This window comes from Psychromonas sp. (genome assembly GCF_047632955.1).
Taxonomy (GTDB): domain Bacteria; phylum Pseudomonadota; class Gammaproteobacteria; order Enterobacterales; family Psychromonadaceae; genus Psychromonas.
The window spans coordinates 314,997-338,498 of sequence record NZ_JBLIED010000002.1 but is presented as its reverse complement, the minus strand read 5'-3'; the positions used below and the strand labels follow the sequence as shown (position 1 = coordinate 338,498).

Annotated in this window: 19 protein-coding genes and 5 tRNA genes; 13 read left to right on the top strand and 11 right to left on the bottom strand. The window is 40.3% G+C overall.

The genetic code is table 11. The annotated features are described in order from the left end of the window. Positions 1-95 precede the first annotated feature (95 nt). From ACJAZP_RS03180 to ACJAZP_RS03160, 5 genes are all read left to right on the top strand, one after another. Complete coding sequence (locus ACJAZP_RS03180; RefSeq protein WP_415229280.1) at positions 96-1,052, top strand: methylenetetrahydrofolate reductase; 957 nt, start codon at positions 96-98, stop codon at positions 1,050-1,052. A gap of 74 nt (positions 1,053-1,126) precedes the next feature. Beyond that, on the top strand, positions 1,127-1,906 hold the full coding sequence (locus ACJAZP_RS03175) for a threonine/serine ThrE exporter family protein (RefSeq protein ID WP_415229279.1): 780 nt from the start codon (positions 1,127-1,129) through the stop codon (positions 1,904-1,906). 43 nt (positions 1,907-1,949) lie between these two features. Then, positions 1,950-2,414, top strand: coding sequence for a threonine/serine exporter family protein (locus ACJAZP_RS03170; RefSeq protein ID WP_415229278.1), 465 nt, complete (start codon positions 1,950-1,952; stop codon positions 2,412-2,414). Positions 2,415-2,721: 307 nt separating this feature from the next. Further along, positions 2,722-3,057, top strand: coding sequence for a PBPRA1643 family SWIM/SEC-C metal-binding motif protein (locus ACJAZP_RS03165; RefSeq protein ID WP_415229277.1), 336 nt, complete (start codon positions 2,722-2,724; stop codon positions 3,055-3,057). 41 nt (positions 3,058-3,098) lie between these two features. Continuing rightward, entirely contained in the window at positions 3,099-3,395 is a 297-nt protein-coding gene (locus tag ACJAZP_RS03160; protein WP_415229276.1) for a DUF1244 domain-containing protein, read from the top strand. 48 nt (positions 3,396-3,443) lie between these two features. Here the strand turns inward: ACJAZP_RS03160 and ACJAZP_RS03155 are convergent, their stop codons facing one another. Then, positions 3,444-4,250: a class I SAM-dependent methyltransferase gene (locus tag ACJAZP_RS03155; RefSeq protein ID WP_415229275.1), complete on the bottom strand. Its 807-nt coding sequence runs from the start codon at positions 4,248-4,250 to the stop codon at positions 3,444-3,446. A 102-nt stretch (positions 4,251-4,352) separates the two neighbouring features. Between ACJAZP_RS03155 and ACJAZP_RS03150 the strand changes: the two genes are divergently transcribed. Together ACJAZP_RS03150 and ACJAZP_RS03145 are read left to right on the top strand one after the other, a co-directional pair. Next, a complete protein-coding gene (locus tag ACJAZP_RS03150) occupies positions 4,353-4,724 on the top strand; it encodes a hypothetical protein (RefSeq protein WP_415229274.1) in 372 nt (123 codons plus the stop codon). 138 nt (positions 4,725-4,862) lie between these two features. After that, positions 4,863-6,611, top strand: coding sequence for a DEAD/DEAH box helicase (locus tag ACJAZP_RS03145; RefSeq protein WP_415229273.1), 1,749 nt, complete (start codon positions 4,863-4,865; stop codon positions 6,609-6,611). 60 nt (positions 6,612-6,671) lie between these two features. Here ACJAZP_RS03145 and glgC (ACJAZP_RS03140) read toward each other — a convergent pair whose 3' ends face one another. Further along, positions 6,672-7,943 (bottom strand): glucose-1-phosphate adenylyltransferase, encoded by a 1,272-nt coding sequence (gene glgC / locus ACJAZP_RS03140; protein WP_415229272.1) that lies wholly within the window; start codon positions 7,941-7,943, stop codon positions 6,672-6,674. Between the two features lie 960 nt (positions 7,944-8,903). Then, positions 8,904-10,229 carry a glucose-1-phosphate adenylyltransferase gene (glgC, locus tag ACJAZP_RS03135; protein ID WP_415229271.1) on the bottom strand — a complete coding sequence of 442 codons (1,326 nt, stop codon included), beginning with the start codon at positions 10,227-10,229 and terminating at the stop codon, positions 8,904-8,906. A gap of 878 nt (positions 10,230-11,107) precedes the next feature. On the opposite strand from glgC (ACJAZP_RS03135), the gene ACJAZP_RS03130 reads away from it, so the two are divergent. The 5 genes from ACJAZP_RS03130 to ACJAZP_RS03110 all read left to right on the top strand — a co-directional run bounded on the left by ACJAZP_RS03130 (position 11,108) and on the right by ACJAZP_RS03110 (position 18,317). Next, entirely contained in the window at positions 11,108-12,112 is a 1,005-nt protein-coding gene (locus ACJAZP_RS03130) for a BMP family lipoprotein (protein WP_415229270.1), read from the top strand. Positions 12,113-12,249: 137 nt separating this feature from the next. Beyond that, the gene (locus tag ACJAZP_RS03125; protein ID WP_415229269.1) at positions 12,250-13,812 is read left to right on the top strand and encodes an ABC transporter ATP-binding protein; all 1,563 of its coding nucleotides are present in this window, start codon (positions 12,250-12,252) and stop codon (positions 13,810-13,812) included. Then, positions 13,809-14,942 carry an ABC transporter permease gene (locus ACJAZP_RS03120; protein WP_415229268.1) on the top strand — a complete coding sequence of 378 codons (1,134 nt, stop codon included), beginning with the start codon at positions 13,809-13,811 and terminating at the stop codon, positions 14,940-14,942. The genes ACJAZP_RS03125 and ACJAZP_RS03120 overlap by 4 nt, the downstream gene beginning before the upstream one ends. 3 nt (positions 14,943-14,945) lie before the next feature. Beyond that, positions 14,946-15,911 (top strand): ABC transporter permease, encoded by a 966-nt coding sequence (locus ACJAZP_RS03115; protein ID WP_415229267.1) that lies wholly within the window; start codon positions 14,946-14,948, stop codon positions 15,909-15,911. Positions 15,912-16,070: 159 nt separating this feature from the next. Beyond that, positions 16,071-18,317 carry a peptidase U32 family protein gene (locus ACJAZP_RS03110; RefSeq protein ID WP_415229266.1) on the top strand — a complete coding sequence of 749 codons (2,247 nt, stop codon included), beginning with the start codon at positions 16,071-16,073 and terminating at the stop codon, positions 18,315-18,317. An 89-nt stretch (positions 18,318-18,406) separates the two neighbouring features. On the opposite strand, the gene ACJAZP_RS03105 is transcribed toward ACJAZP_RS03110, so the two are convergent. The 8 genes from ACJAZP_RS03105 to ACJAZP_RS03070 form a co-directional block, all read right to left on the bottom strand. After that, positions 18,407-20,002 (bottom strand): ArnT family glycosyltransferase, encoded by a 1,596-nt coding sequence (locus ACJAZP_RS03105; protein WP_415229265.1) that lies wholly within the window; start codon positions 20,000-20,002, stop codon positions 18,407-18,409. Continuing rightward, positions 19,999-20,307 (bottom strand): lipid-A-disaccharide synthase N-terminal domain-containing protein, encoded by a 309-nt coding sequence (locus tag ACJAZP_RS03100; RefSeq protein ID WP_415229264.1) that lies wholly within the window; start codon positions 20,305-20,307, stop codon positions 19,999-20,001. Before ACJAZP_RS03100 ends, ACJAZP_RS03105 begins: the two co-directional genes overlap by 4 nt. Continuing rightward, on the bottom strand, positions 20,307-21,086 hold the full coding sequence (locus ACJAZP_RS03095; RefSeq protein ID WP_415229263.1) for a glycosyltransferase family 2 protein: 780 nt from the start codon (positions 21,084-21,086) through the stop codon (positions 20,307-20,309). The genes ACJAZP_RS03100 and ACJAZP_RS03095 overlap by 1 nt, the downstream gene beginning before the upstream one ends. Positions 21,087-21,853: 767 nt before the next feature. Next, positions 21,854-21,938, bottom strand: a tRNA-Leu gene (locus ACJAZP_RS03090). Positions 21,939-21,945: 7 nt separating this feature from the next. Next, positions 21,946-22,020 (bottom strand) — tRNA-Gln (locus ACJAZP_RS03085). A 154-nt stretch (positions 22,021-22,174) separates the two neighbouring features. Further along, positions 22,175-22,249, bottom strand: a tRNA-Gln gene (locus tag ACJAZP_RS03080). 55 nt (positions 22,250-22,304) lie between these two features. After that, positions 22,305-22,389, bottom strand: a tRNA-Leu gene (locus tag ACJAZP_RS03075). Between the two features lie 12 nt (positions 22,390-22,401). Continuing rightward, positions 22,402-22,478 (bottom strand) — tRNA-Met (locus tag ACJAZP_RS03070). Between the two features lie 237 nt (positions 22,479-22,715). Here ACJAZP_RS03070 and ACJAZP_RS03065 point away from each other — a divergent pair. Beyond that, positions 22,716-23,267, top strand: coding sequence for a hypothetical protein (locus ACJAZP_RS03065; RefSeq protein ID WP_415229262.1), 552 nt, complete (start codon positions 22,716-22,718; stop codon positions 23,265-23,267). Positions 23,268-23,502: the final 235 nt, after the last annotated feature.

Sequence of the window (23,502 nt, the reverse complement as noted above, 5' to 3'; positions counted from 1 at the left end):
ATCTTCTTCAATACTGTATTTGTTAGTTGTTTGACCATGGTCAATATGCGACAATTTAGCATAATTATGCTATCTCGATTGTTTAGGAAAAACTTATGAGTTTGACGTCTTTAAAAAATAAATCCAGTGATCCCAAACAGGGGGTTTATTTTATTGGTACAACACCACCCAAGCAGGATACAGCGATAGAATTGGTGGCTGGTATTGCAGATAAATTATTAGACAGGCTCGATTCGATTGATTATGACGGTTTAATTGTTTATGACATTCAAGATGAAACCTCACGTATTGATAAACCACGTCCATTTCCCTTTAAATATACCCATGATTCGCGCTTATATTCAAAAATTTTACATGATAAGTCGACTAAGCCGGTGATCACCTATAAAAGTGTTTCGCAACGTGACGGAGTTGATTTTTCGCGCTGGTTGTCCGATGCATGGCACCAGTTTTCGGTGCGTGACATTGTCTTAGTCGGCAGCCCCTCGGCCGATGGTGATATTAAATTATCGTTAGCCGATGCTTATCAGGTTGTGAAAGATCACAATTTAGATTTTCATTTAGGTGGCGTGACAATTGCAGAGCGCCATACCAATAAAGGTGATGAACATCTGCGTATGCTCTCTAAAGATGATCAGGGTTGTGAATTTTTCATTTCACAAGCGGTTTATAATGCTCAGGCAACCATTGATATGCTCACCCGTTATGCTCTGGAATGTAAAAAACAGGGGAGAAAAGCAAGACGTGTGGTACTAACTTTTTCCCCCTGCGGCAGTGCAAAAACTCTGGCATTTATTGAGTGGCTGGGTATTTCCGTGCCCGAGGCTACTAGCCTGCGAATTCTCGAATCGGATAATCCATTAAAAGAATCGTTGTTAATCAGCCGCAATAATTTTGAACAAATTCTGCAAGCATGTCTGCCTTTGGATATTCCCTTAGGTTTAAATATTGAAAGCTTAACCAATCGCAAAGAAGAGATAGATGCAGCCATATTATTATTCAAATTGTTAAAAGCAACATTAGATCTTAAGTTGGCAGAATCGCAACTTTAAGTTTGATTGATATACCCAAATTCCTTGAATATGCAGATTTAAGGAATTTGAGCATAGAATAATAGGATAAAAAAATGTCTCTAAGTAGACAAGCACAGACAGAGTTAACGCGTATTGCCGCTAAAGCCGGGCAATTATTGCATCAGCATGGGGCAGAAAGCCGTTTAGTGGAGCAAACAACACAACGTCTGGGAATGGCACTCGGTGCCCGCAGTATTGAGTTGTCCGTTAGCCCCGATGCCATCGTTATCACCAGTTTATTTGAGGACGACTGTGTTACCACAACGCGGCGATGTTACGACCGGGGTATTAATATGCAGATGGTATGTGATGTACAACGCATCTGTATCATGGCTGAAAAAAAACTGTTGGAGGCAGACCAGGTAAAAGAACGGCTTAATCGTTTAAAACCGATGAAATATAATCGTTGGGCAGTGGTGCTCATGATTGGCCTGGCATGTGGCAGTTTCAGCCATTTTTTCGGTGGAGATTGGCCGGTTTATATCACTACTTTTTTTGCTTCCGCAGGGGCAATGACGATCCGTCAAGAAATTGCTCATCGCCAGCACAATCCTCTGGTCAATTTTGCCGTTGCGGCATTTGTTGCTACCACTATTGCCAGTGTTGGTGTTATTTTTCAATTTGGTGAAAAACCTGAAATCGCACTGGCGGCTTCGGTATTATTACTGGTTCCCGGTTTTCCTCTGATCAATGCCGTGTCCGATATGCTCAAAGGGCATATCAGTATGGGCATCGCGCGCTGGGTATTCGCAAGTTTATTGACCTTGAGTGTTTCCGTTGGAATAGTCGCTTCTATGGCGTTAACGGGGGTTGTTGCATGGATAGGATCATAAAACGGCTGGCTTTTTTGCAGACCCAGATTAAGGAATGCTTAAAATGGATTTAATAAGGTTATTGATAATAGATGCCTGGTTTGCCTGGATCCCCGCGGTTGGTTTTGCGATGGTCTTTAATGTGCCTAAAAAAATGCTTATTTACTGCGCAATTGGCGGCGCATTTGCGCACAGTTTCAGATTTTTATTAATGCACTTTGGGGTACATATTGAGTGGGCAACCCTTGCCGCTTCAAGCAGTATGGGATTTTTAGGATTGTACTGGTCGCGTAAACATTTGATTCCGCGTCCGGTGTTCACCGTCGCATCTGTTATTCCTATGATTCCGGGCAGTTTTGCATTTACCACAGTGGTGGGTATTGTGCAGTTAAACTCAGGTGGATATAGCCTGGAGTTGATCCAAGTTGTGATTGAAAACGGTTTACGCACTTTGTTTATTTTGGCAGCTCTGAGCTTTGGTTTGGCCATACCTTCACTGCTCATTTACCGTGGCCGGCCTATTGTGTAATTTAATAGCGTAAAAACAGTCATTTTTCTGTTATTGAAATTTAATTAGCTATTTGCTAATACCTCTTTATACCAATTCCACTAATTAAGTGATCTGTTTAGGCGCAGGGAAAATGCATGAAAGCAAGGCATTGATTGCAGTAACTAGTTGTTCTAATTATCAAATAAATAGCTAAGACTAAAACGTAGTTTTATGTCTAGCTAGCATGTATTTTAACCAGCATAAATGAACAGAAAATTAATGGATTTGGTATTACCTGTTAATCGTGTAAACTTCGCGCTCTTAATTTTTGAAATAAGGCTTTAAAATGTCAGACAAATTTTTCTTTAAGGGTAAAAAAGAGAAAAAACCCAAACATTCCAGTTATGGTTTTAATACCAAGCGCGCAGCAAAAGCAGGCACTGAAGAATCTCCCTTTTTATTATCAGTCAACACTGAAACAAGAAAAGCTGAAATTGAACAAATTTTGCAGGACAATAATTTGTTTGCAAAGATTGAAGTGAATGCAAATGTTGCTGAAAATATTGCCGAACTTGAAGGGTTCTTGAATAAACCTAAAACTATCACCGTTGAAGCAAAACCGCAACGTAATGATCCCTGTCCTTGCGGCAGTGGTAAAAAATACAAAAAATGTTGTGCTTAAAGCAGTAATTAACCCATTTTATGATATTTCAGGGAGCTAATATGACTAACGAGCAACAGATTCAACTTGAGGCCGCCGCTTTTCGCCGTTTATTAAAACATTTAGACAGCCGTAAAGATGTGCAAAATATCGAACTCATGAATACAACGGGTTTTTGCCGTAACTGTTTATCTAAATGGATGATGGCAGAAGCAAAAGAGTTAGCGGTTGAACTCGATTATGACCAGGCTCGAGAACACGTTTACGGTATGCCCTACAGTGAGTGGAAAGAAAATCACCAGTTACCGGCAACCGCGGAGCAGATGGCTGTTTTTGATGCATTACAGGCGAAAAAATAAGCACAGTTTATGAGGGATTTCACTCCCTCTCGCGTATTTTTGGCTACTCTATTTGCCGGGGTTTTCAGCGTAATATTTTAAATCTTCTTTCCATAACCGTTCAAACTCCATCATCTGAGTATGCCTTTTTGATTGATTATGATTAAGCCTGTCTTCCTGCCGAACAAAGGGGCCTGCGCGGCAAAGGGTACAGAGGTCATCATCCAGGTAAAGTGCACCCTGTAAGGCGTCACTCAAATCATGTTGTTTTTTGCTGCTCCAGACATAAGTGGTGCCCTTGGTATCTTTAACAAATTTATCACGTTCAACATTACGGATTTTGTAGCCGGGGAAATTGGTAATGTCAAAATCAATTGAGCCTAAGTAGTTAATATCTGTCTGTACATGCAGCGAATTTTCAATATTCCATTCGCGGTACGGTTTAACATCTTTAGAGGTGATGAAACACAGTTGCTGGCCATCCGGATCTAAAAAATGCTTAAAGGAATTAATTAAAAATCTCCGTAATAAGCGCCGGTTAAGGGTATTGAAATTGACATCTTTACCACGCTCCTGATACTCGGAAAATGAACGGAAAGCGGGTAATAATGGAAACTGAAAGATAACCACATCAAAACTGTTTTTTTGCAGACCTTTCCAGGTTTTTGGATTGGTCAGATCAAATCCAAATATGAGAGGAATCTCTTTGGCGCTTAACTGCTGCTGAAAATGATCGCCGTATTTTTCGCTCATAGTGGCGAATGAGTCATAGACAGTTGCTGTTAAAGCTGCCGGTTGATGACTTAACAGGGCATTGGAAAAAGATAAATCACCATCCCCAACGGTTAAAATTCGCCACTCTTTTTTAATAATCATGTTGTTAACTCTTTGAAATAAATTTGCGAGTGTAATCTAACATTTTATGGCTGCTATTAGTATTATACTGACCTAAACCGTTATGTTCTTAGGTGGGGTTGTATGAGTGACAGTTGGTTATCTAAAAGTCTATTTTTTACCCTGTTTTTTGTTTTTTCTGCTATTTCCTCGGTTATGGTTTCAGCGGAGCCGCCTATTGAGAATAAGGTTAACCAGCAAGCTTATGAGATTGGTCTGATGGTGCGGGACTTACAAAGCGCCATCAAATCACCCCAACAGCAAGAATCATTATTGCTCATTCTCAATTACGGGTCCGATAATCGTTACCACAGGATGATCCGCGCTTGGTTATTTGAAACCTTAGTGGTTGTCGAAAATCAGTTATACGAGAGTCAAAATGTTAAACAGCAGAATAAACTGCAACTAAAATCGGACGCATTAAAAAAAGCCATCGCTCTGCTAAATACTGATTAGGGGAGGCTATAATAAAAATCACGCTAATCATCAGAAAAGGGGACTTGTGGTGATGATACTACTTATCGAAAATGTGCATTCAAATTACAATTAGATTAAACTTACTAACCCATTATTTGCAATCAATTAGTTATAAATATGTATACGCTTCGCCCCTATCAACAAGACGCTGTTCAAGCGACTGTTCATTACTTTCGCCAGCATGCTACTCCTGCCGTACTGACGCTTTCAACCGGTGCGGGGAAAAGCCTGATCATTGCTGAATTAGCCCGGATCGCTAAAGGAAAAGTGCTGGTGCTGGCACACGTTAAAGAGTTGGTTGAGCAAAATCACGGTAAGTATGAAAGCTATGGCTTAAAAGCGTCAATTTTTTCCGCCGGTCTGGGCCGTAAAGAAAGCGAACTTCAGGTTGTTTTTGCGTCGGTACAGTCAATAGTGAACAGTTTAAAAGAATTTTCTGAAGCTTTCTCTTTACTGGTGATTGATGAGTGCCACCGCGTACCGGAAGACGAAAACAGCAGTTACCGAAGAGTTATTAGCCATCTGCAAAAAATCAATCCGAAAATAAAAGTGTTGGGGCTTACCGCCACACCCTATCGTCTCGGAACAGGGTGGATTTATCAATATCATACGCGCGGGCAGGTCCGTACGCAGCAACCTCGTTTTTTCCGTGATTGTATTTTTGATTTACCGATTCGCTTTTTACTGGATGAAAAATACCTGACTGAGCCCAAAATAATGGACATGGCTGTTTTGGGGTATGATTTTTCAAGCCTTAAATCATCATCAAACGGGCATTTTAAAACCGCTGAACTGGACAGTATTGTCAAAAAATCCCAGCGCGTCACACCAGAGATTATCAAGCAGGTGATTAATACTGCGAAAGATCGACTTGGGGTGATGATTTTTGCTTCAACGGTTAATCATGCACGAGAAATCATGGGCTACTTAGAGGATCAAAATGCAGCGCTGGTGATTGGCGATACGCCGCTTGAAGAGCGTGATCGTATTATTAACGCTTTTAAACAACGCAGCATTAAATATCTGGTGAATGTCTCAGTATTAACCACCGGATTCGATGCTCCGCATGTCGATTTGATCGCCATTTTACGTCCAACGGCATCCCTGAGCCTCTATCAACAGATTGTGGGACGGGGTTTACGCCTGTTTGCGGGCAAAGAAGATTGTCTGGTGATGGAATTTGCGGGTAACTGCTATGATTTATATCAACCGGAATTGGGTGAACCTAAACCCGATAGTGACAGTGAAATAGTCACTATCCCTTGTCCTGCTTGTCGCTTTAATAATAACTTTTGGGGAAAAATGGATCCCGCCGGGTTTGTGATTGAGCACTATGGCAGACAATGCCAGGGTTATGCTAACAATGAGCAGGGTGAAAGGATCATATGCGGTTATCGTTTTCGGGCTAAGTTTTGTGAACTCTGTGGTACGGATAATGATATCGCGGCGCGGCAGTGCCATGATTGTGGCCATGTACTGGTGGATCCCGATAAAAAACTGCGCGAAGCGCTTAAGCTCAAGGACGCATTAATTATAAATTGTGCGGATCTTAGATTAGAGCCCGGCAAAAATAAATATGGCAAACCGCAACTTAAGGTCACTTATATTAGTGACGAGGGTGCAGAGCTGAATGAATTTTGGCAGCTTTCGACTAAAACGCAAAAATCTGAATTTTTAAATAAATTTATTCAAGCGCATTTAATTGACCGTCACCATCCTTTTACAGAAACAGCGCCGAGTAAGATTTTTAATAATCAGCACCGGCTGCGTCCGCCTGAAATTGTTATAGCCAGAAAAAAAGGCCGTTTTTGGAGTATTAGCGACAAGTTGTTTGATCTCAAGCTGTATCAAAAAGACGCGGTTTGATAATTTATTCCGTTTTAACGTTTTAACGTTTTTAGTGATCATCAGCCGATAACAATGATATTAATCTGTTCTTTTGGCCAAGGCTTTGAGCATACTCGCCGTGACCAGAGTGATCCCTTTTTCAGTCACACGGAAACCGTTTGCTATATCTTGCTCTTTATCATAACCAATGGTTAAACCGGCAGGAATACGACAGCGACTATCGACGATAACACGCTTTAATTTACAGTGTTCACCGATATCGCAGCTATGCAGTAACACGGATTCCTCAATAACACTGTAAGAGTGGGTATGAACATTTGAATATAATAATGAGTTACAAACAGTTGAACCTGAGATGATACACCCGCCGGCAATCGTTGAATCTACCGCCATACCACGGCGATCTTGGTTATTAAAAATGAATTTGCTCGGTGGAAGCTGCTCCTGGTATGTCCAAATTGGCCAGGCTTTATCATACAAATCCAGCTGTGGTTTAGGCATAACAAGTTCCATATTCGCTTCCCAAAATGAATCTAATGTACCCACATCGCGCCAGTATGGTTGATTATCACTAGCCGGATCTTTGAAGGCATAGGCAAAGACGTTATTATCTTTGATAATGGCAGGGATCACATCATGGCCAAAATCACGACTGGAATCTTTGCTTGAATAATCATTTAGCAGATGTTTGAATAAAAAATCAGTATTAAAAAGATAATTACCCATTGAAGCCAGACACTGACCCGGCTCACCTGGTATTTCATTAGGTTGAGCAGGCTTTTCATTAAATGCAATTACTTTATTATTCGCGTTGATGGTCATTACGCCAAAGCTACCCGCCGCTTCTTCCGTTGTGGCTTCAAGACAGCAGACGGTCATATCAGCATTATTGGCAACATGCTCAGCTATCAGAGGGCCATAATCCATACGATAGACTTGATCGCCGGATAAAATCAAAATATATTTAGGATGTTCAGCAAGAATGATATCCATGTTTTGGTACACTGCATCGGCTGTCCCCTGATACCAATCGTTGCCACTGCCTTTTGATGCCGGCAAAACTTCAACAAATTCGGATAAATTAGCCTTAAAATGTCCCCAGCCGCGGTGAATATGGCAGATTAAAGAGTGTGACTTGTATTGAGTGGCTACCCCGACGCGGTTAATACCAGAGTTGATACAGTTTGATAATGGAAAATCGATGATTCGAAATTTACCGCCAAAATAGACAGCAGGTTTAGCTCGCGAATCAGTCAGTTCGAATAATCGACTGCCACGACCGCCTGCTAAAATTAATGCGTAGGTATCTTTAGTGAGGTTACTAATATTCCTATCGCTGTCGTAGCGCATAAAAATCTCCTAAAAATTGAGTAAGAAAGAGATAACTTTTGTTATTTTTATCACTAATATGAACATTAACCAGATAAAGAATAATAAAATACAAACTGTATTCTTCACCCCTTGATTTAAATACTTGAGTCATAACAAAGGCTTTGTTTGTCCAGTGCCTGTTTATGACCATGTGCATGGAAACTATAAATAAATGCTGCAGTAAATTGTCAGGTTAGCCCAATATTTTGCTTATCTTTTAAAAATATCGGCATTATTCGCCATGTTGCGACTTATGCCTGAATAACAATAGATCTTATTTTTGTTAAAACTAAAATCAATCAACTGATCAATTAAATATGATTTTTTAATCAATTTCAAGTGATTTAAGATTTAAGTATATATAAAATCGATGACGCCATTGATTGAAGTAACGGCTCATTTTTACCAGAAAGAAAAATCCTGTGCGTTATCGCTAAAATATTAAGTTGCAGCAAGCACTCGGAATGTATTTTCGGTAAATATTTTTATCTTACCTGTGCATTCACTTTTTAACGCACCGGCTTGGACAGCTGAACCATCTACCGAGCCAAGTTTAGTGAAATTAAAGACATACAGAGTTTCGTACGTTCATAAAACTAAACTGGCGTTTAATTCGCTCGATGATTTCTTTAGCTAACGTCATTTAACAGACAGAAAAATGTAAACTAAGGCGCTTGCCGAAAGGGTTGGTTTATTTATAAAAATTTTGGATGTTGCCGAGTTTGCATTTTAATCTTGAAAAGTATCAAAAAAAGAAAGTTCGCATTCAAATTGCCAATATTCATCGCTATAGTTTTAGGGCTAGTCTTGCATACTCACCAGCAAGATTAAGCCAATATCGACTTGTTTTGCTACTCGATCGGGCGAATTTAAAAAGCAGTCAAAAAAAAAGAGTAACCGAAGCTACTCTTAATTTATTTTTGCACTAAATAAGCGCCTCTAATCAATGGCAGTCCATTCCTTAGAACCACTATCCTTGCTGTTTATCTGATCAATTTGTTTTTTAGCCAAGGCTTTCAGCATATCACGAGTAACAAGCGTTACCCCTTTGTCAGTAACACGGAAACCATTTGCGATATCCTGCACTTTATCGTAACCAATTGTTAAACCCGCCGGGATCATACATTTACTATCGACAATCACTTTTTTTAATTTACACTTCTCGCCGATATCGCACCCATGCAGTAATACTGATTCTTCAATAACACTGTAAGAGTGTGTATGCACACTTGAATATAGCAATGATTTACGAATAGTTGAACCTGAGACGATACAGCCGCCGGAAACCGTTGAATCAAGCGCCATACCGCGGCGTTCTTCGTTATCAAAAATAAACTTAGCGGGAGGAAGTTGCTCCTGATATGTCCAAATAGGCCAAGCCTTATCATATAAATCAAGCTGTGGTTGAGGCTCCACAAGTTCCATATTGGCTTCCCAAAATGAATCTAATGTACCTACATCGCGCCAATAGGGTTGATTATCACAATCCGGGTCTTTGAATGAATAGGCAAAGACGTTCTTATCTTGGATAATTGAAGGGATGATATCATGACCAAAATCACGACTGGAGCCTTCCGTAGAACAATCCTTTTCTAGCTGTTCAATTAAAAATTCAGTATTAAAAACATAATTGCCCATTGAAGCTAAACACTGACCTGGCTTACCGGGTATTTCATTAGGCTGGGCCGGTTTTTCATCAAATGCTATAACTTTATTGTCAGTATTGACTGTCATCACACCAAAACTACCGGCGGCCTCTTCCGTTGCGACTTCGAGACAGCAGACTGTCATATCTGCATTATTGTCAACATGCTCAGCGATTAAAAGACCGTAATCCATGCGATATACATGATCGCCAGATAATACCAATACATATTTAGGGCGTTCAGATTTAATGATATCCAAGTTTTGGTATACCGCATCTGCTGTCCCTAAATACCAATCTTCGCCTTTCTGTTGTGATGCCGGCAAGACATCGACAAACTCAGATGCATCAGCTTTAAAATGTCCCCAACCACGGTTAATATGACGGATTAATGAGTGTGACTTGTATTGAGTTGCAATCCCTACGCGGCGAATGCCTGAGTTGATACAGTTTGATAGCGGGAAATCGATAATACGGAATTTACCACCAAAATAAACCGCTGGTTTAGCGCGCGAATTAGTTAGTTCATATAAACGACTGCCGCGACCTCCAGCTAAAATTAATGCATAAGTATTTTTAGTGAGGTTACTAATATATCTATCAGCATGATTATGGGGCATAAAAAATCTCCAGAAGGTATGATATGAGAGGGGTATTGTCGTATTTATAAATAAATATGGCTTACACCAAAGAAAGGATTTACTTTCGAAAATAGAACGAACTGAGTTTGAACATTGGTTTCCAGTATCCCCGTAGACTAATATAAATAATTAGTTTTCAGCAATCTGTAATGTAGATCTGAAATTGTTAATTTCATCGAAATAATGATGATTTTATTGTGATTTTTGTGAGGTGCGTTAATGTGGTAGGTTGCTGTAAATTATGCTGAGTAAAACATCTTTTACACTCAACTGACCATAAAATAGAATTTATTTTATGGTCAGTATGACCAGAGGTATATATTAGGTGATAATATTTTTCATTATCTGGTATTCATGATTGATTAGTTTCTCAGTGTTTTATTTTAAAAGGTTGGCAAAGGAATAACTTAAAATTATTTTTTCACTAAATATTTTGAAATTTAAACGGACCAACATTTATTTGCAATTCGAACTCGTCAGAATAATAGTAAATCAACTTGTTTTTTATTTTTTGTATTTTATAAAGAGTATAAATGCGATGCGTTACTAATTTGTGCTACCAATAAATTCATTTATGATAAATAATGTTTATATTGATATGTTATTTATTTTTCCTGAGGAGAACAGAAAAATCTATTTTCCAATCGATTTTTCAAAAACTATCTTACTTGGTAAAAATTATACTATGTCTAATTTGTAAACAGTCTTGTCGTTTGAAATTTTGTTACTAATTTTTAAACAGAAAATACCCCTCCTAATGCAGGTCATTTTAAGGGGCAGTTATATTCTTAATGCACTGAGTATAATTAAACCGTACCACACTGAAATTATTTACTTAAATATAAACAAGGGATGTTATGAAAAAAACTTTAAGTACCACTGCGCTGGCCGTGTCGTTAGCTTTATGTTCGTTTGTTGCGAACGCTGCAGATTTTAAACCTGCAGTTGCCTATGACTCCGCCGGCAAGTTTGATAAATCGTTTAATCAGGCCGTTTTTCAAAACGGAGCAACTAAATTCACTGAGGATACACAAATTGCAGTACGTGATTTTGTGCCGTCAAATGATGCGCAACGCGAACAGGGCTTAGCCCGTCTTGCTCGTGGTGGTTATAATCCGATTGTTGCCGTGGGTTTTATGTATGGCTCTGCACTGGAAAAAATAGCTAAAAAATATCCTGATACGCAGTTTGTGATTATCGATTCGGTTGTCGATTTACCGAACGTTAAGTCACTCTTATTTAAAGAGCATGAAGGTTCATTCTTAGTGGGCGCATTAGCTGCACTCAAATCTGAAAACAAAAAAGTGGGTTTTGTGGGTGGAATGGATATTCCACTGATTCGTAAGTTTGCTTGCGGGTATGAGCAGGGCGCTAAGTACATCAATAAAGACGTTGAAGTATTTCAAAATATGACCGGTTCTACCAATGCGGCATGGTCCGATCCTGCCCGCGGTGCTGAGCTGACCAAAAGTCAGTTCACTAAAGGGGTTGATGTTGTTTTTGCAGCCGCTGGTGGTACCGGTGTAGGTGTTTATCAAGCAGCCAAGGACGGTGGCAAGTATGCGATTGGTGTTGATTCAAACCAAAACCACTTACATCCTGGAGTGATGCTGACATCTATGGTTAAGCTGGTTGGTGTGGCAACCTATGATATTTTCAAAAAAGCGGAAGCGGGTAGCTTTAGCGCCGGTATTGATACCCTTGGTTTAAAAGAAAATGGTGTTGATTGGGCGTTAGATGAAAATAACCGTGCGCTGGTAACACCCGAGATGGAAACTCAAATTAATAATATCAAAAGCAAAATAGTAGCCGGTGAGATTGTAGTACACGACTATACGACTGACAGCAGCTGTAACTATTGAAATTAATTTGTAACAAATGCTAAATGATAAAAAGCTCCCTTATCCGCAACGGTAAGGGAGCTTTTTTAAGTATTTATAGCCAATCTTACTGCTTCAGGCAGATTAGCTATAAATAGTACCAGCAAAGAGAAATAGCGATGTCTACAGCTACAAATAAGCAAAAGTTTGCCTTAGAGTTACACGGTATTGATAAAAAATTCGGTGCTGTTCACGCCAATAATAATATTGACCTGCAGGTGCCCGCCGGCAGCATTCACGGTATTATCGGAGAAAATGGCGCGGGAAAATCCACTTTGATGAATATTATTTATGGATTTTATACGGCTGATGCCGGCGAGATTAAAATTGAAGGCATCCCTCGCAAACTGTTAAGTTCTAAGGAAGCCATCAGTTATGGCATTGGTATGGTGCATCAGCATTTTATGTTGATAGATAACTTCAGTGTGCTTGAAAATGTGATTTTAGGCGCTGAACATGGCCTGTTATTAAAACCTAGCTTAGCCGCTGCGCGTACTGAACTCGAACGTCTTGCCAAGGAATATCAACTTGATGTGCCGATTGATGCGTTGATTGAAGATCTGCCCGTTGGTTTACAGCAGCGGGTGGAAATTTTAAAAGCGTTATATCGGGGCGCTAAAATTCTTATTCTAGATGAACCGACAGGGGTATTAACCCCTCAGGAAACAGAGCACCTGTTTAATATCTTTGATGCACTGCGTGATCAGGGGGTGACCATTATCCTGATCACCCATAAATTAAAAGAGATTCTGGCGGCAACCGATAATGTTTCGGTTATGCGTCAGGGAGCGATGGTCGCCCACCGAAAAACATCGGATACGGATAAAGAAGAATTAGCTGAATTAATGGTGGGGCGCAAGGTAAGGTTAAAAGTTGATAAAAAGGTTGCTCATCCTAAACAAATATTATTATCAACGGACAAGCTGACTTACACGGATCAGATGGGCGTGGATCGTCTAAAGTCTGTTTCAATAAACATTAAAGCCGGTGAAATTGTCGGTGTTGCGGGTGTCTCCGGCAACGGGCAATCTGAATTAATCAATATGTTAGCGGGCTTATTAACCCCGACTAGCGGCAGCATTATTATTGGCGATACCACGATAGATGCGGCTCATCCGGCAACGCCGGACAGTACTCGTCAATTAAGTGTCGGCCATATTCCCGAAGACAGATTGTCAATGGGCCTGATAAAATCTTTTTCTGCCGAAGAGTCTGCTCTGCTTGGTTATCAGAACCTGCCTAAATATAACGGTAAAATACTCAATAAATTAAAGGTTATTACCAAGGAATGTGCCCGATTAATGAAGGAGTGGGACGTTCGTCCGCAAAACCCCAAACTGCGCAGTTCATTATTTTCCGGCGGTAATCAACAAAAATTAATTATTGCGCGCGAAGTGGATCAAAACCCCGATATATTACTGATTGGCCAACCAACACGCGGCGTGGATATCGGTGCAATAGAGTTTATTCATAAACGTATCGTTGAATTACGTGACCAAGATAAAGGGATCTTACTGGTTTCCGTGGAGTTGGAAGAAATTATGACCTTAGCTGACCGGATAATTGTTATGTTTGATGGCCATATTGTCGGTGAAGTAAGTGCCGCACAAGCCAATGAGAAAATTCTTGGCATGATGATGGCCAATATTATACCCGATGAATTGCAGGGAGAAGCGCAATGAATGATTCAAAAATACCCGCATGGGTAAATGCTTTTGTCCTGCCGATGATTAATATTTTATTGGCCTTTGCATTTTCGGCTATTATTTTTATCGCCGTGGATGTGGATCCCATTGAAGCTGCCCAGGTAATGATTCGCGGTGCTTTAGGATATCAGGAAGGCATAGGTTATACATTGTATTACGCGACTAACTTTATGTTTACCGGGCTCGCGGTGGCGGTGGCTTTCTCCGCTGGTCTGTTTAATATCGGCGGCGAAGGTCAGGCTTACATGGGCGGGCTTGGTGTCGGCATGGCCTGTCTGGCGCTCGATAGCACCTTACCTTTCTGGGCTCTTTTACCCATTACCATGTTTGCCAGTATGGCTTTTGGCGCATTATGGGCATTAATACCTGCCTATTTGCAGGCCTATCGCGGCAGCCATATTGTTATTACCACTATTATGTTTAACTTTATTGCTTCCTCATTGATGGTCTATTTAATGGTCAATGTGTTTAAGCTCGACGGGCAGATGGCGCCGGTATCGCGTATTATTGAAGACAGTGCCAAGTTGCCTATGTTCCATGAGATGGCCGCCTGGTTCGGTTGGTCATTTGAATCTTCACCGATGAATCTGAGCTTTTTTATTGCTTTGCTCTGTTGCTTGTTAGTGTGGATATTATTATGGCGCACTCGTTGGGGGTATGCGATTCGCGCTATGGGATCCAGTGCCACGGCCGCTGAGTATGGCGGCATCAATTATAAAAAACTGACCATAGTGGTGATGCTTATTTCAGGTGCGCTGTCGGGTTTGTTAGGCATTAATGAAGTGCAGGGTTATAGCCATCAGTTGAAACTGGATTTTGTGGCGGGGTATGGTTTTACCGGTATTGCGGTTTGCCTTATCGGTCGTAGTCATCCCGTTGGTATTATTCTGGCCAGTTTATTGTTTGGTATTCTTTATCAGGGCGGGGCTGAGCTGTCCTTTGATTTTCCGAATATCGACCGGGAGATGATTCAGGTAGTACAGGCCTTAGTGGTTTTATTTAGCGGTGCACTTGCTTTTATGTTGGTAAAACCCGCTGAGCATCTATTTTTTTACCTAGATGAGCGTAAAAAATTATCCCTTAAGCAAATAAATTCGGAGACTTAAATTATGTATGAGAATCTGATTTTAATATTAGACGCCACCTTAAGAGTATCAGCCCCCCTGATATTAGCGGCACTGGCAGGGCTTTTTTCTGAACGTTCCGGAATCGTCAATATTGCCCTAGAAGGTCAAATACTGTTTTCCGCCTTTGCAGCTGCGGCAGCGGCTTCAGTAACAGGATCTGTGTGGCTGGGATTGCTCAGCGGCATCGCCGTTGCCTGTAGTTTGTCTATGCTGCACGGATTTGCATCCATTACCCACAAAGGTGATCAAATTGTATCCGGCGTAGCCATCAATATGTTAGCCGTCGGCTTGACCGTTACTCTGGGCCGTTATTGGTTTGGTCTTGGCGGGCAGACGCCTGCCTTGCTTGATTCGCAACGTTTCCTGCCGATCACACTTCCCGGTGCAGATGCGCTGGCCGATGTACCAGTACTGGGTTTGTTATACAGTGAGCTGATATCCGGCCATAATCTTCTTGTCTACGTGGCTTTATTCGCCGTGCCCATCTGCTGGTGGGTGATCTACAAAACTCGCTTCGGACTGCGCCTCAGGGCGGCGGGAGAAAATCCCCATGCCGTAGACACCGCAGGTATCTCGGTTGCCTGGATCCGCTATCGAGCATTGCTGGTGACGGGATTGTTAACTGGGATTGCCGGGGCTTATTTATCAACGGCACACAGTGCCGGTTTTGTGCCTAATATGAGTGCAGGTAAAGGCTTTATTGCACTGGCGGCATTGATCTTTGGCAAATGGCGTCCGGTTCCTGTGTTATTCGGTTGTTTACTGTTTGGCTTTTTAGATGCAGTGGCTATCCGCTTGCAGGGCGCTGAACTGCCCTTTATTGGTGAAATACCGGTGCAGTTGATTGAGGTGCTACCTTATGTCCTGACTGTCCTGTTACTTGCTGGTTTTATCGGCCGAGCGGTGGGGCCAAAAGCCGTTGGTATACCCTATATCAAGTCCCGCTAATCATTAACTTACATTAAAGCAATTTAGGGATTAGTATTGATCGTCAGCGCTCACTTTAGGCGCTGGCGATGCGACTAATTCCTAATTGATAGCAATGCATACTCTATACGGGTAGAATCGCCTCCAAAATATAAGTAACTTATAAAAGAGAGTGATTTCGTGACCCAACAAAAAATTGAATTATTGGCCCCCGGCGGTGATGTAGACGCGATTAAAGCCGCTATTATGGCGGGTGCAAATGCCGTTTACTGCGGTTTAGATACTTTTAATGCGCGCAACCGCGCAGCCAATCTTTCATTTGATGAGTTAGTCGGTGTGATTGGGCTTGCCCATCAATATCAGTGTGAAGTTTTTTTAACCTTAAATATTGTGATTTTAGAGCACGAAATAGCCGGTATCGTTAAATTACTTAATCAATTGGTTAATACCGGTGTTGACGGCATTATTGTGCAGGATTTAGGGGTGTTTAATCTGGTCAAGAAACATTTTCCCAGCCTTAAAATACATGCTTCAACGCAGCTGACTACCCATAATGAAGGGCAAATCTTGTTTCTCGCTAAAATAGGCGCAACCAGAGCGAATTTGTCACGCGAATTGAACCTTGGCGAAATAAAAAGTTTAACGACAGTTGCCCATGAGAAAGCGGTGCTGACCGAAGTTTTCGTGCATGGCGCTTTATGTATTGCTTTCTCCGGGCAATGTTATTCAAGCTCCGTCAGTGTTGGTAACTCAGGTAATCGTGGTCGTTGCAGTCAGGCATGCCGCGATGAGTATGAAATCACCGCTGCGGGTAATAAATTTCCGCTTAATTTAAAAGATAATTCAGCCTATTTTGATCTGCCTGAATTGGTTGATGCAGGTGTTGACTCCTTAAAGATTGAAGGGCGCATTAAAGGGGCTCAGTATGTTCATACCGTGGTCGATACCTGGCGTCAGCAGATCGATGCATTTGTAACAAGCGGTAAATTATTAGAAGATGACTCTAATCTTTATAAAGTCTTTAACCGTGATTTTACCAACTCCTTCTTGAAAGGTAATCTCACCAAAGATATGTTTATCGATAATCCCCGTGATAACAGTTTTCAGCATGCTAATGACAAAGAAAATGCAATATCGGTAGTACAGATTCAAGAGGTTCAACAAACACTTTCCACGGAAAAAAATGAAATAGGCAGCTTGGTTGCCGAAAAAATCAAACATCTGAACATTGTCAAAACGCCCGTTTCAATGGCTTTTTCAGCAAAACTGAATAAGCCGTTAGTGGTTACCGTTAATAAAGATAAAAAAGTCTTTGTGGTTGAGTCTGCCATGCAATTAATAGCGGCAGATCAATCCTCGGTTGATCAGGCTGCCATTGAAAAACGTTTCAAAAGTTTTAAAAACGGTGAATATAATCTTCAAGATTTTGATTTTGAGGAATTTGATTCCGGTTTGAGCCTGCCTTTTAAAGAACTTACTCGAATCAAAAAGCAAGTCGCTTTTCTATTAAATGATTCCGTTGAAATTATTCCACCCGTCACTCTACCGGCGCTTAAAAAGTATCCTAAAAAAGAGGGCAAACCAACCTTATCAATACTGATCAGTAATGAAAAGGATCTGCACCTCTGTGATGTGACCGACGCTGATATCTATTTTAAATTACCGGAAAGCTTTAAAAAGAACTGCACCAAGTTTATTAAACTCTTTTTACAAAATCCGAGATTGATTCCATGGTTCCCGGCCGTATTAATAGGCAAAGATTACCTGGAAGCGGTGAAAATTTTAGAGCAGGTAAAACCTCAACGGATAGTGACTAATAATACCGGTATCGCCTATCAGGCAAATGCTCTGAATATCGATTGGATAGCGGGGCCGTTTTTAAATACTACCAATTCCTATGCCCTGATGACGCTGCAGGAAGAGCTTAATTGTTCAGGTGCGTTTATTTCTAATGAAATTAATCGCAATCAGATTAAAAATATCGCCCGTCCGGAAAACTTTAAGCTGTTATACAGTATCTATCATCCTATTTTAATGATGACCAGCCGACAGTGTTTTTTCCAGCAAACCGTCGGTTGTAATAAACCCAGCATTGAAGATGGCTGTATGCTGAAATGTGAAAAAGCGACAACCATCACCAATGTAAAAGGATTCTCTTTTGCGGTTGATAAACAGAAGGGCGGATACCCGAGTATTTACAATGATGAACAATTCTTAAATTTTGACGTGGTGACAGATTTTGCCGATTTATTCGATGAGTTTTTTATTGATTTAACCGATATTGGCGCCGGTTCAAAAGCGCGGCAGGATAAGGTTGCTTTGATTAAACACTTTGAAAACCTGCTGGCAGGTGTAGAGGGAGCGCAACAGCAACTTGAACAGAGAGTAACTGTTACAACCAACGCTCAGTACAGTCAGGGTTTATAAATATAAAATGCTGGGCAAGGAAAGGCAGAGCGCCTAAACCTTGCTCAGTGAATTCCAACCGCAGAGCCGCTTCGATAAGCTCAATCTGTCTATTTGGTCTGTTGCTTATACCACTGGCTGAGATACTCGGCTCGAATGATAATGTGCAAGCGGCCGCGAAATGGATGGGTATATTCACTTTTTTCAACTAAAAAATCATCCGCTTTTTTCACTGTTAAAATGACTAAAGCATCAGGATGAGCCTTTAACCAGTTATTCCGCTGGGATTGATCTTGATCCAATATGACTAACGGCTGCTCAAGTCGTCCGGAAAATTGAAACTGATTATGATATTTCCCCATATGGGCAACAACAATCCCTTTTTCCTGTTTTTGATGAATAAAAGTTGCCGTTTCCGTCACATCATAAATTTGTGTAAGTACACTCGATAAAGCGGGTATGAGTATATATATGCCTAGTGGAAAAGAGATTAAAACTAATTTAAAGTAATGCTTTCCTAACCTCTCAGATAAAAGCATTAAAGCCGATAAAAATAATGGAACAATGCCCCAAAGTATATTAATTTGCGGGTTTTGCGCAACGGGAAAAGCCTTCGCTACCCAGAGATTTCCTGAAAATATTAATACCGCTAACAGTAATAATATTATTGCTAAAAACGACTCTTTCCTAAATTTTTTAATATCCACTTTTGCCGCTAAAAAAATCGCTAATGCGGGGAATACCGGGAACACATAATGTATCTGTTTACCGCTGATGCAACTAAAAATGAGCACCACCAAAAAGAACCAAGCCAGTAAAAATCGGTCATTTTTTGATAAATTTAAGCAATTTTTTGTTTGCCACATTCCCCTTAAAAATATCCAGGGTAATAATAATATTGGCAGGATCATTACAAACCAATAAAAAGGACGCGCATGTGCGAAGGAGTCTTTCATTCGTCCTGCAGACTGTCCCCAGAATATTGCCTGAGCGTATTCTTCTCCACCTGCAATGGCTGCTGGTATGGCCCAGGATAAAACAATGACACCCCCTAAAATTAATGAAATTAGCCCCGCTTTAAGCAGTTTCCCGGTAGATATCATGTTTTCTCTGCGCCACATGAAATACAGGATAAATACCGTAATAGTATAAATAAGAATAACTGGTCCTTTGACCAGCATTCCTATGCCTAAACTGACGCCTGCCCAGAAAATGAAAGACCAGCGCTGGGTTTGTGCAAAACGCCAAATACAGATGACGTAACTCAATACGAAAACCGTTAATAAAAGATCAAACATTGACATGGGGACATATAAGAACCAACCGGTGAAGCTCAATAAAATCAGAGGGCTATAGTTTGCTGCTTGCGTATTATCATCATAGATTAATAAAGATAAACGGCGAATAAGAATAAAATTAAGAGAAGCCAGCAGAGGCACTACAATACGCGCGCTCCATTCGTTAACGCCAAATATGGCCCAGCTAAGGTTCATTAACCAAAACATCATAGGGGGTTTATGGGCGTAAGTTTCGCCATTGATATGCGGGACTAGCCAATTGTTACTTTGCCACATCTCCCAGGCAACAGAGATATAACGTGTTTCATCGAGAGGGAAAATAGGACGAAAGTACAAATTTAATGCAATAAGCAAAAAACTTAATAAAAATGCTAAAAATAACGGTTGTCGATCTTGGGAAAGATTCATGATTGATCCTTGTCGGCATTTTCTAATGCTGATAATTTTCGCTTATAACTGATCATCAAAGTGATATTTCTAATATAAATAAAAAGCCCTAGCGATTGACCGACGATAAAAACCGGATCTTCCCGATGTACTGCATAACAGAATAAAAATAATGAACCAATAATACTGAGATACCAAAAAGGCGCCGGTATAATACTGTTTTTGGCTTTTTCACTGGCCCACCATTGCACTAGCATGCGCAAAGAAAACATTATTTGACCAATAAATCCGGCGATAACCCAAGGATCTTTCATAAATTCCCACATTAACTTATATCCTTTTTATTACCTGCCGTTAGAGAAGCCTTACTGTTTGGATCTTCAACTTCAATTTTAGGTAGATGGGTTCGACGAGTCAGCCAAAGAACACCTAAAACATCATAAATACCGGCAAATAATCTATCTAATGTGCCGTAATTGGAAATACCGTGTGTACGATCTAGATGATTCACTGCTAACGAAGAGACACTGTAACCTTCGTTACGAAATAACACCGGTAAATAGCGATGCATATGCGTAAAGGTCGGTAAATTTAAAAAGGCACAACGTTTGAAAATTTTAATCCCGCAGCCTGTATCTGGAATATTATCATTTAATACTGTTGCTCGAACCCAGAGTGCAAATTTAGAACTAAAACGACGCCATGATGTATCCTTGCGATTTTTTCTGTGGCCAATAATCATCGCTAATGCAGGATCGTTACTTTGTGAAAAGGCACTGATTAAATTGGGAATATCAGCCGGATCATTTTGACCGTCACCATCGAGTGTAATAATAAGGGGAGCTTTGGCCTGTCGTATACCCGTTATAATAGCGCGACTTTGTCCGCATGCATGATCATGATGAAATACGCGTAATGAGGGGAATTTAGTCAATAATTGTTGAAGTTCGTTACGGCTGTTATCGGTACTACCATCATTGACATAAATGATTTCATAGCAGCAATTTTGTAAGTTATTAGCGATGCCTTCTATAAGAGGTTTTAAATTTCCACTCTCGTTATGAATAGGCACAACCACTGAAATATCGGGGATTTGGACGCTCAAAATAATTCTCTCTTTTGTATGAAACGGATCAGTAATTATTTTTCTAAATATTTTTTTCTTTCTGATTTATCCTTATTAAAAATAATATAATCAGCATTAAAGATCCCATAAATGCATAATTTGAATAGTATATATAAATTTGAGTTTGTGATCTAACGCATTGAAAAAATAGTGTCTATATTCTCTATTTTTTAACTTAATCAAGGTCGTTTTATCATTTAACTTTGATTTTGTTGTTATTTTTATCAGAAATCTCATAAACCATCAATCGCATAAAAAGCATAAGAGTAATCAGCTTTGTTATTGACAGATTGCGCAGTAAAAAATACCGAAGAAAGAGAGACTGAATACTGACACCTAGCGCGTACCTTGAGGAACAACCGAAAATAATCTGTGGTTTTTTTGATTTTATTACAGGCATAAAAAACCAGTAATAAGCTAATTTATTCTTCTACCGAAGGTAGTAAAAGAGGGGGGTGAAAGAGAGACTTGAACTCTTGCACTTTGCGCGTACCTTGAGAAATAGTTGAACCTAATCTGAGGTGTCTTTGACTTTATTATAGGCATAAAAAAATTAGCAATAAGCTGATTTATTCCTCTATCAAGGAAGTAAAAGAGGGGCTGGAAAGAGAGACTTGAACTCTCACACCTTGCGCTGACTTTGAGGAACAGCTGAACCTAATCTGTTGACCTGCTCATTACTTTCTTACAGGCATAAAAAAACCAGCAATAAGCTGGTTCATTTATTCTTTTACCGTAGTAAAAGATGGTGCGGAAAGAGAGACTTGAACTCTCACACCTTACGATACTAGAACCTAAATCTAGCGCGTCTACCAATTCCGCCATTTCCGCATCAATGTGGCTGGGATAAGAGGATTTGAACCTCTGAATGCCGAGATCAAAACCCGGTGCCTTACCGCTTGGCGATATCCCAGTTGTTATTTTAAAGAGATTACTTCTCTTTTATTCGCCATTCAGAATGCCGAGATCGTGATTAACACTCTCAGCGCATTACTGCTTAGCTATATCCAGTTGTTAAGTTTAGACTTCTTCAAGTTTTCCAACCCGTTTACACGTGTCAGAGAATGTGGCTGGGATAAGAGGATTTGAACCTCTGAATGCCGAGATCAAAACCCGGTGCCTTACCGCTTGGCGATATCCCAACTGTTATTTTAACGAGATTTCTTCTCTTTGGTAATTCTTTATATAAATAAAGAATGGTGCGGAAGGAGAGACTTGAACTCTCACACCTCGCGATACTAGAACCTAAATCTAGCGCGTCTACCAATTCCGCCACTTCCGCAACTAAGGTAAATGGTGGCTACACCGGGACTCGAACCTGGGACCCCATCATTATGAGTGATGTGCTCTAACCAACTGAGCTATGTAGCCATCTACCTTAATCATCTCAACTCATACTGCCGAGGCAGTCGTCGTTTCGATGGGGCGCATTATGCGGATATCGATGATTGTCGTCAACTCCTTTTTAAGAAAAAAAGTGATTTTCTTTCCGTTTGCTCGTTTGCTAAGCAAGTTGATCTTATTTTAATCAACAACAGGGCTTTTTTAGCTAAAAGATTGATAAGCACAGGATAACTAAACAGGATAAGTACCCATAACAATCTAAAGGTGAGCAATGATGGGGATCACCTCTGTGCGGATATTGATGATTGTCGTCAACTCCTTTTTAAGAAAAAAAGTGATTTTCTTTCCGTTTGCTCGTTTGCTAAGCAAGTTGATCTTATTTTAATTAACCCTATTTTACGCAACAAGGAAACTTTTTTAGCTAGAAGCTTGATAAGCACTGGATTACTAAACAGCTTAGGTACCCATAACAATCTAAAGGTGAGCAATGATGGGGATCACCTCTGCGCGGATATCGATGATTGTCGTCAACTCCTTTTTAAGAAAAAAAGTGATTTTCTTTCCGTTTGCTCGTTTGCTAAGCAAGTTGATCTTATTTTAATTAACCCTATTTTACGCAACAAGGAGACTTTTTTAGCTAGAAGCTTGATAAGCACTGGATTACTAAACAGCTTAGGTACCCATAACAATCTAAAGGTAAGTAATGATGGGGATCACCTCTGCGCGGATATCGATGATTGTCGCTACTTATCTTTAAGGGAAAAAGTGATTTTATTTCTGTTTGCTCGTTTGCTAAGCAAGTTGATCTTATTTTAATTAACGCCTATTTTACGCAACAAGGAGACTTTTTTAGCTAGAAGCTTGATAAGCACTGGATTACTAAACAGCTTAGGTACCCATAATAATCTAAAGGTGAGTAATGATGGGGATCACCTCTGGGCGATATCGGTTATTGTTCTTAACTAAACTCCTCGGTTTATTATTCAAAACGGTTTTTTATGTCTTAAGTGGGTAAACTTAAGCGGACTAAATCCTTTACCGTTAAGCAATG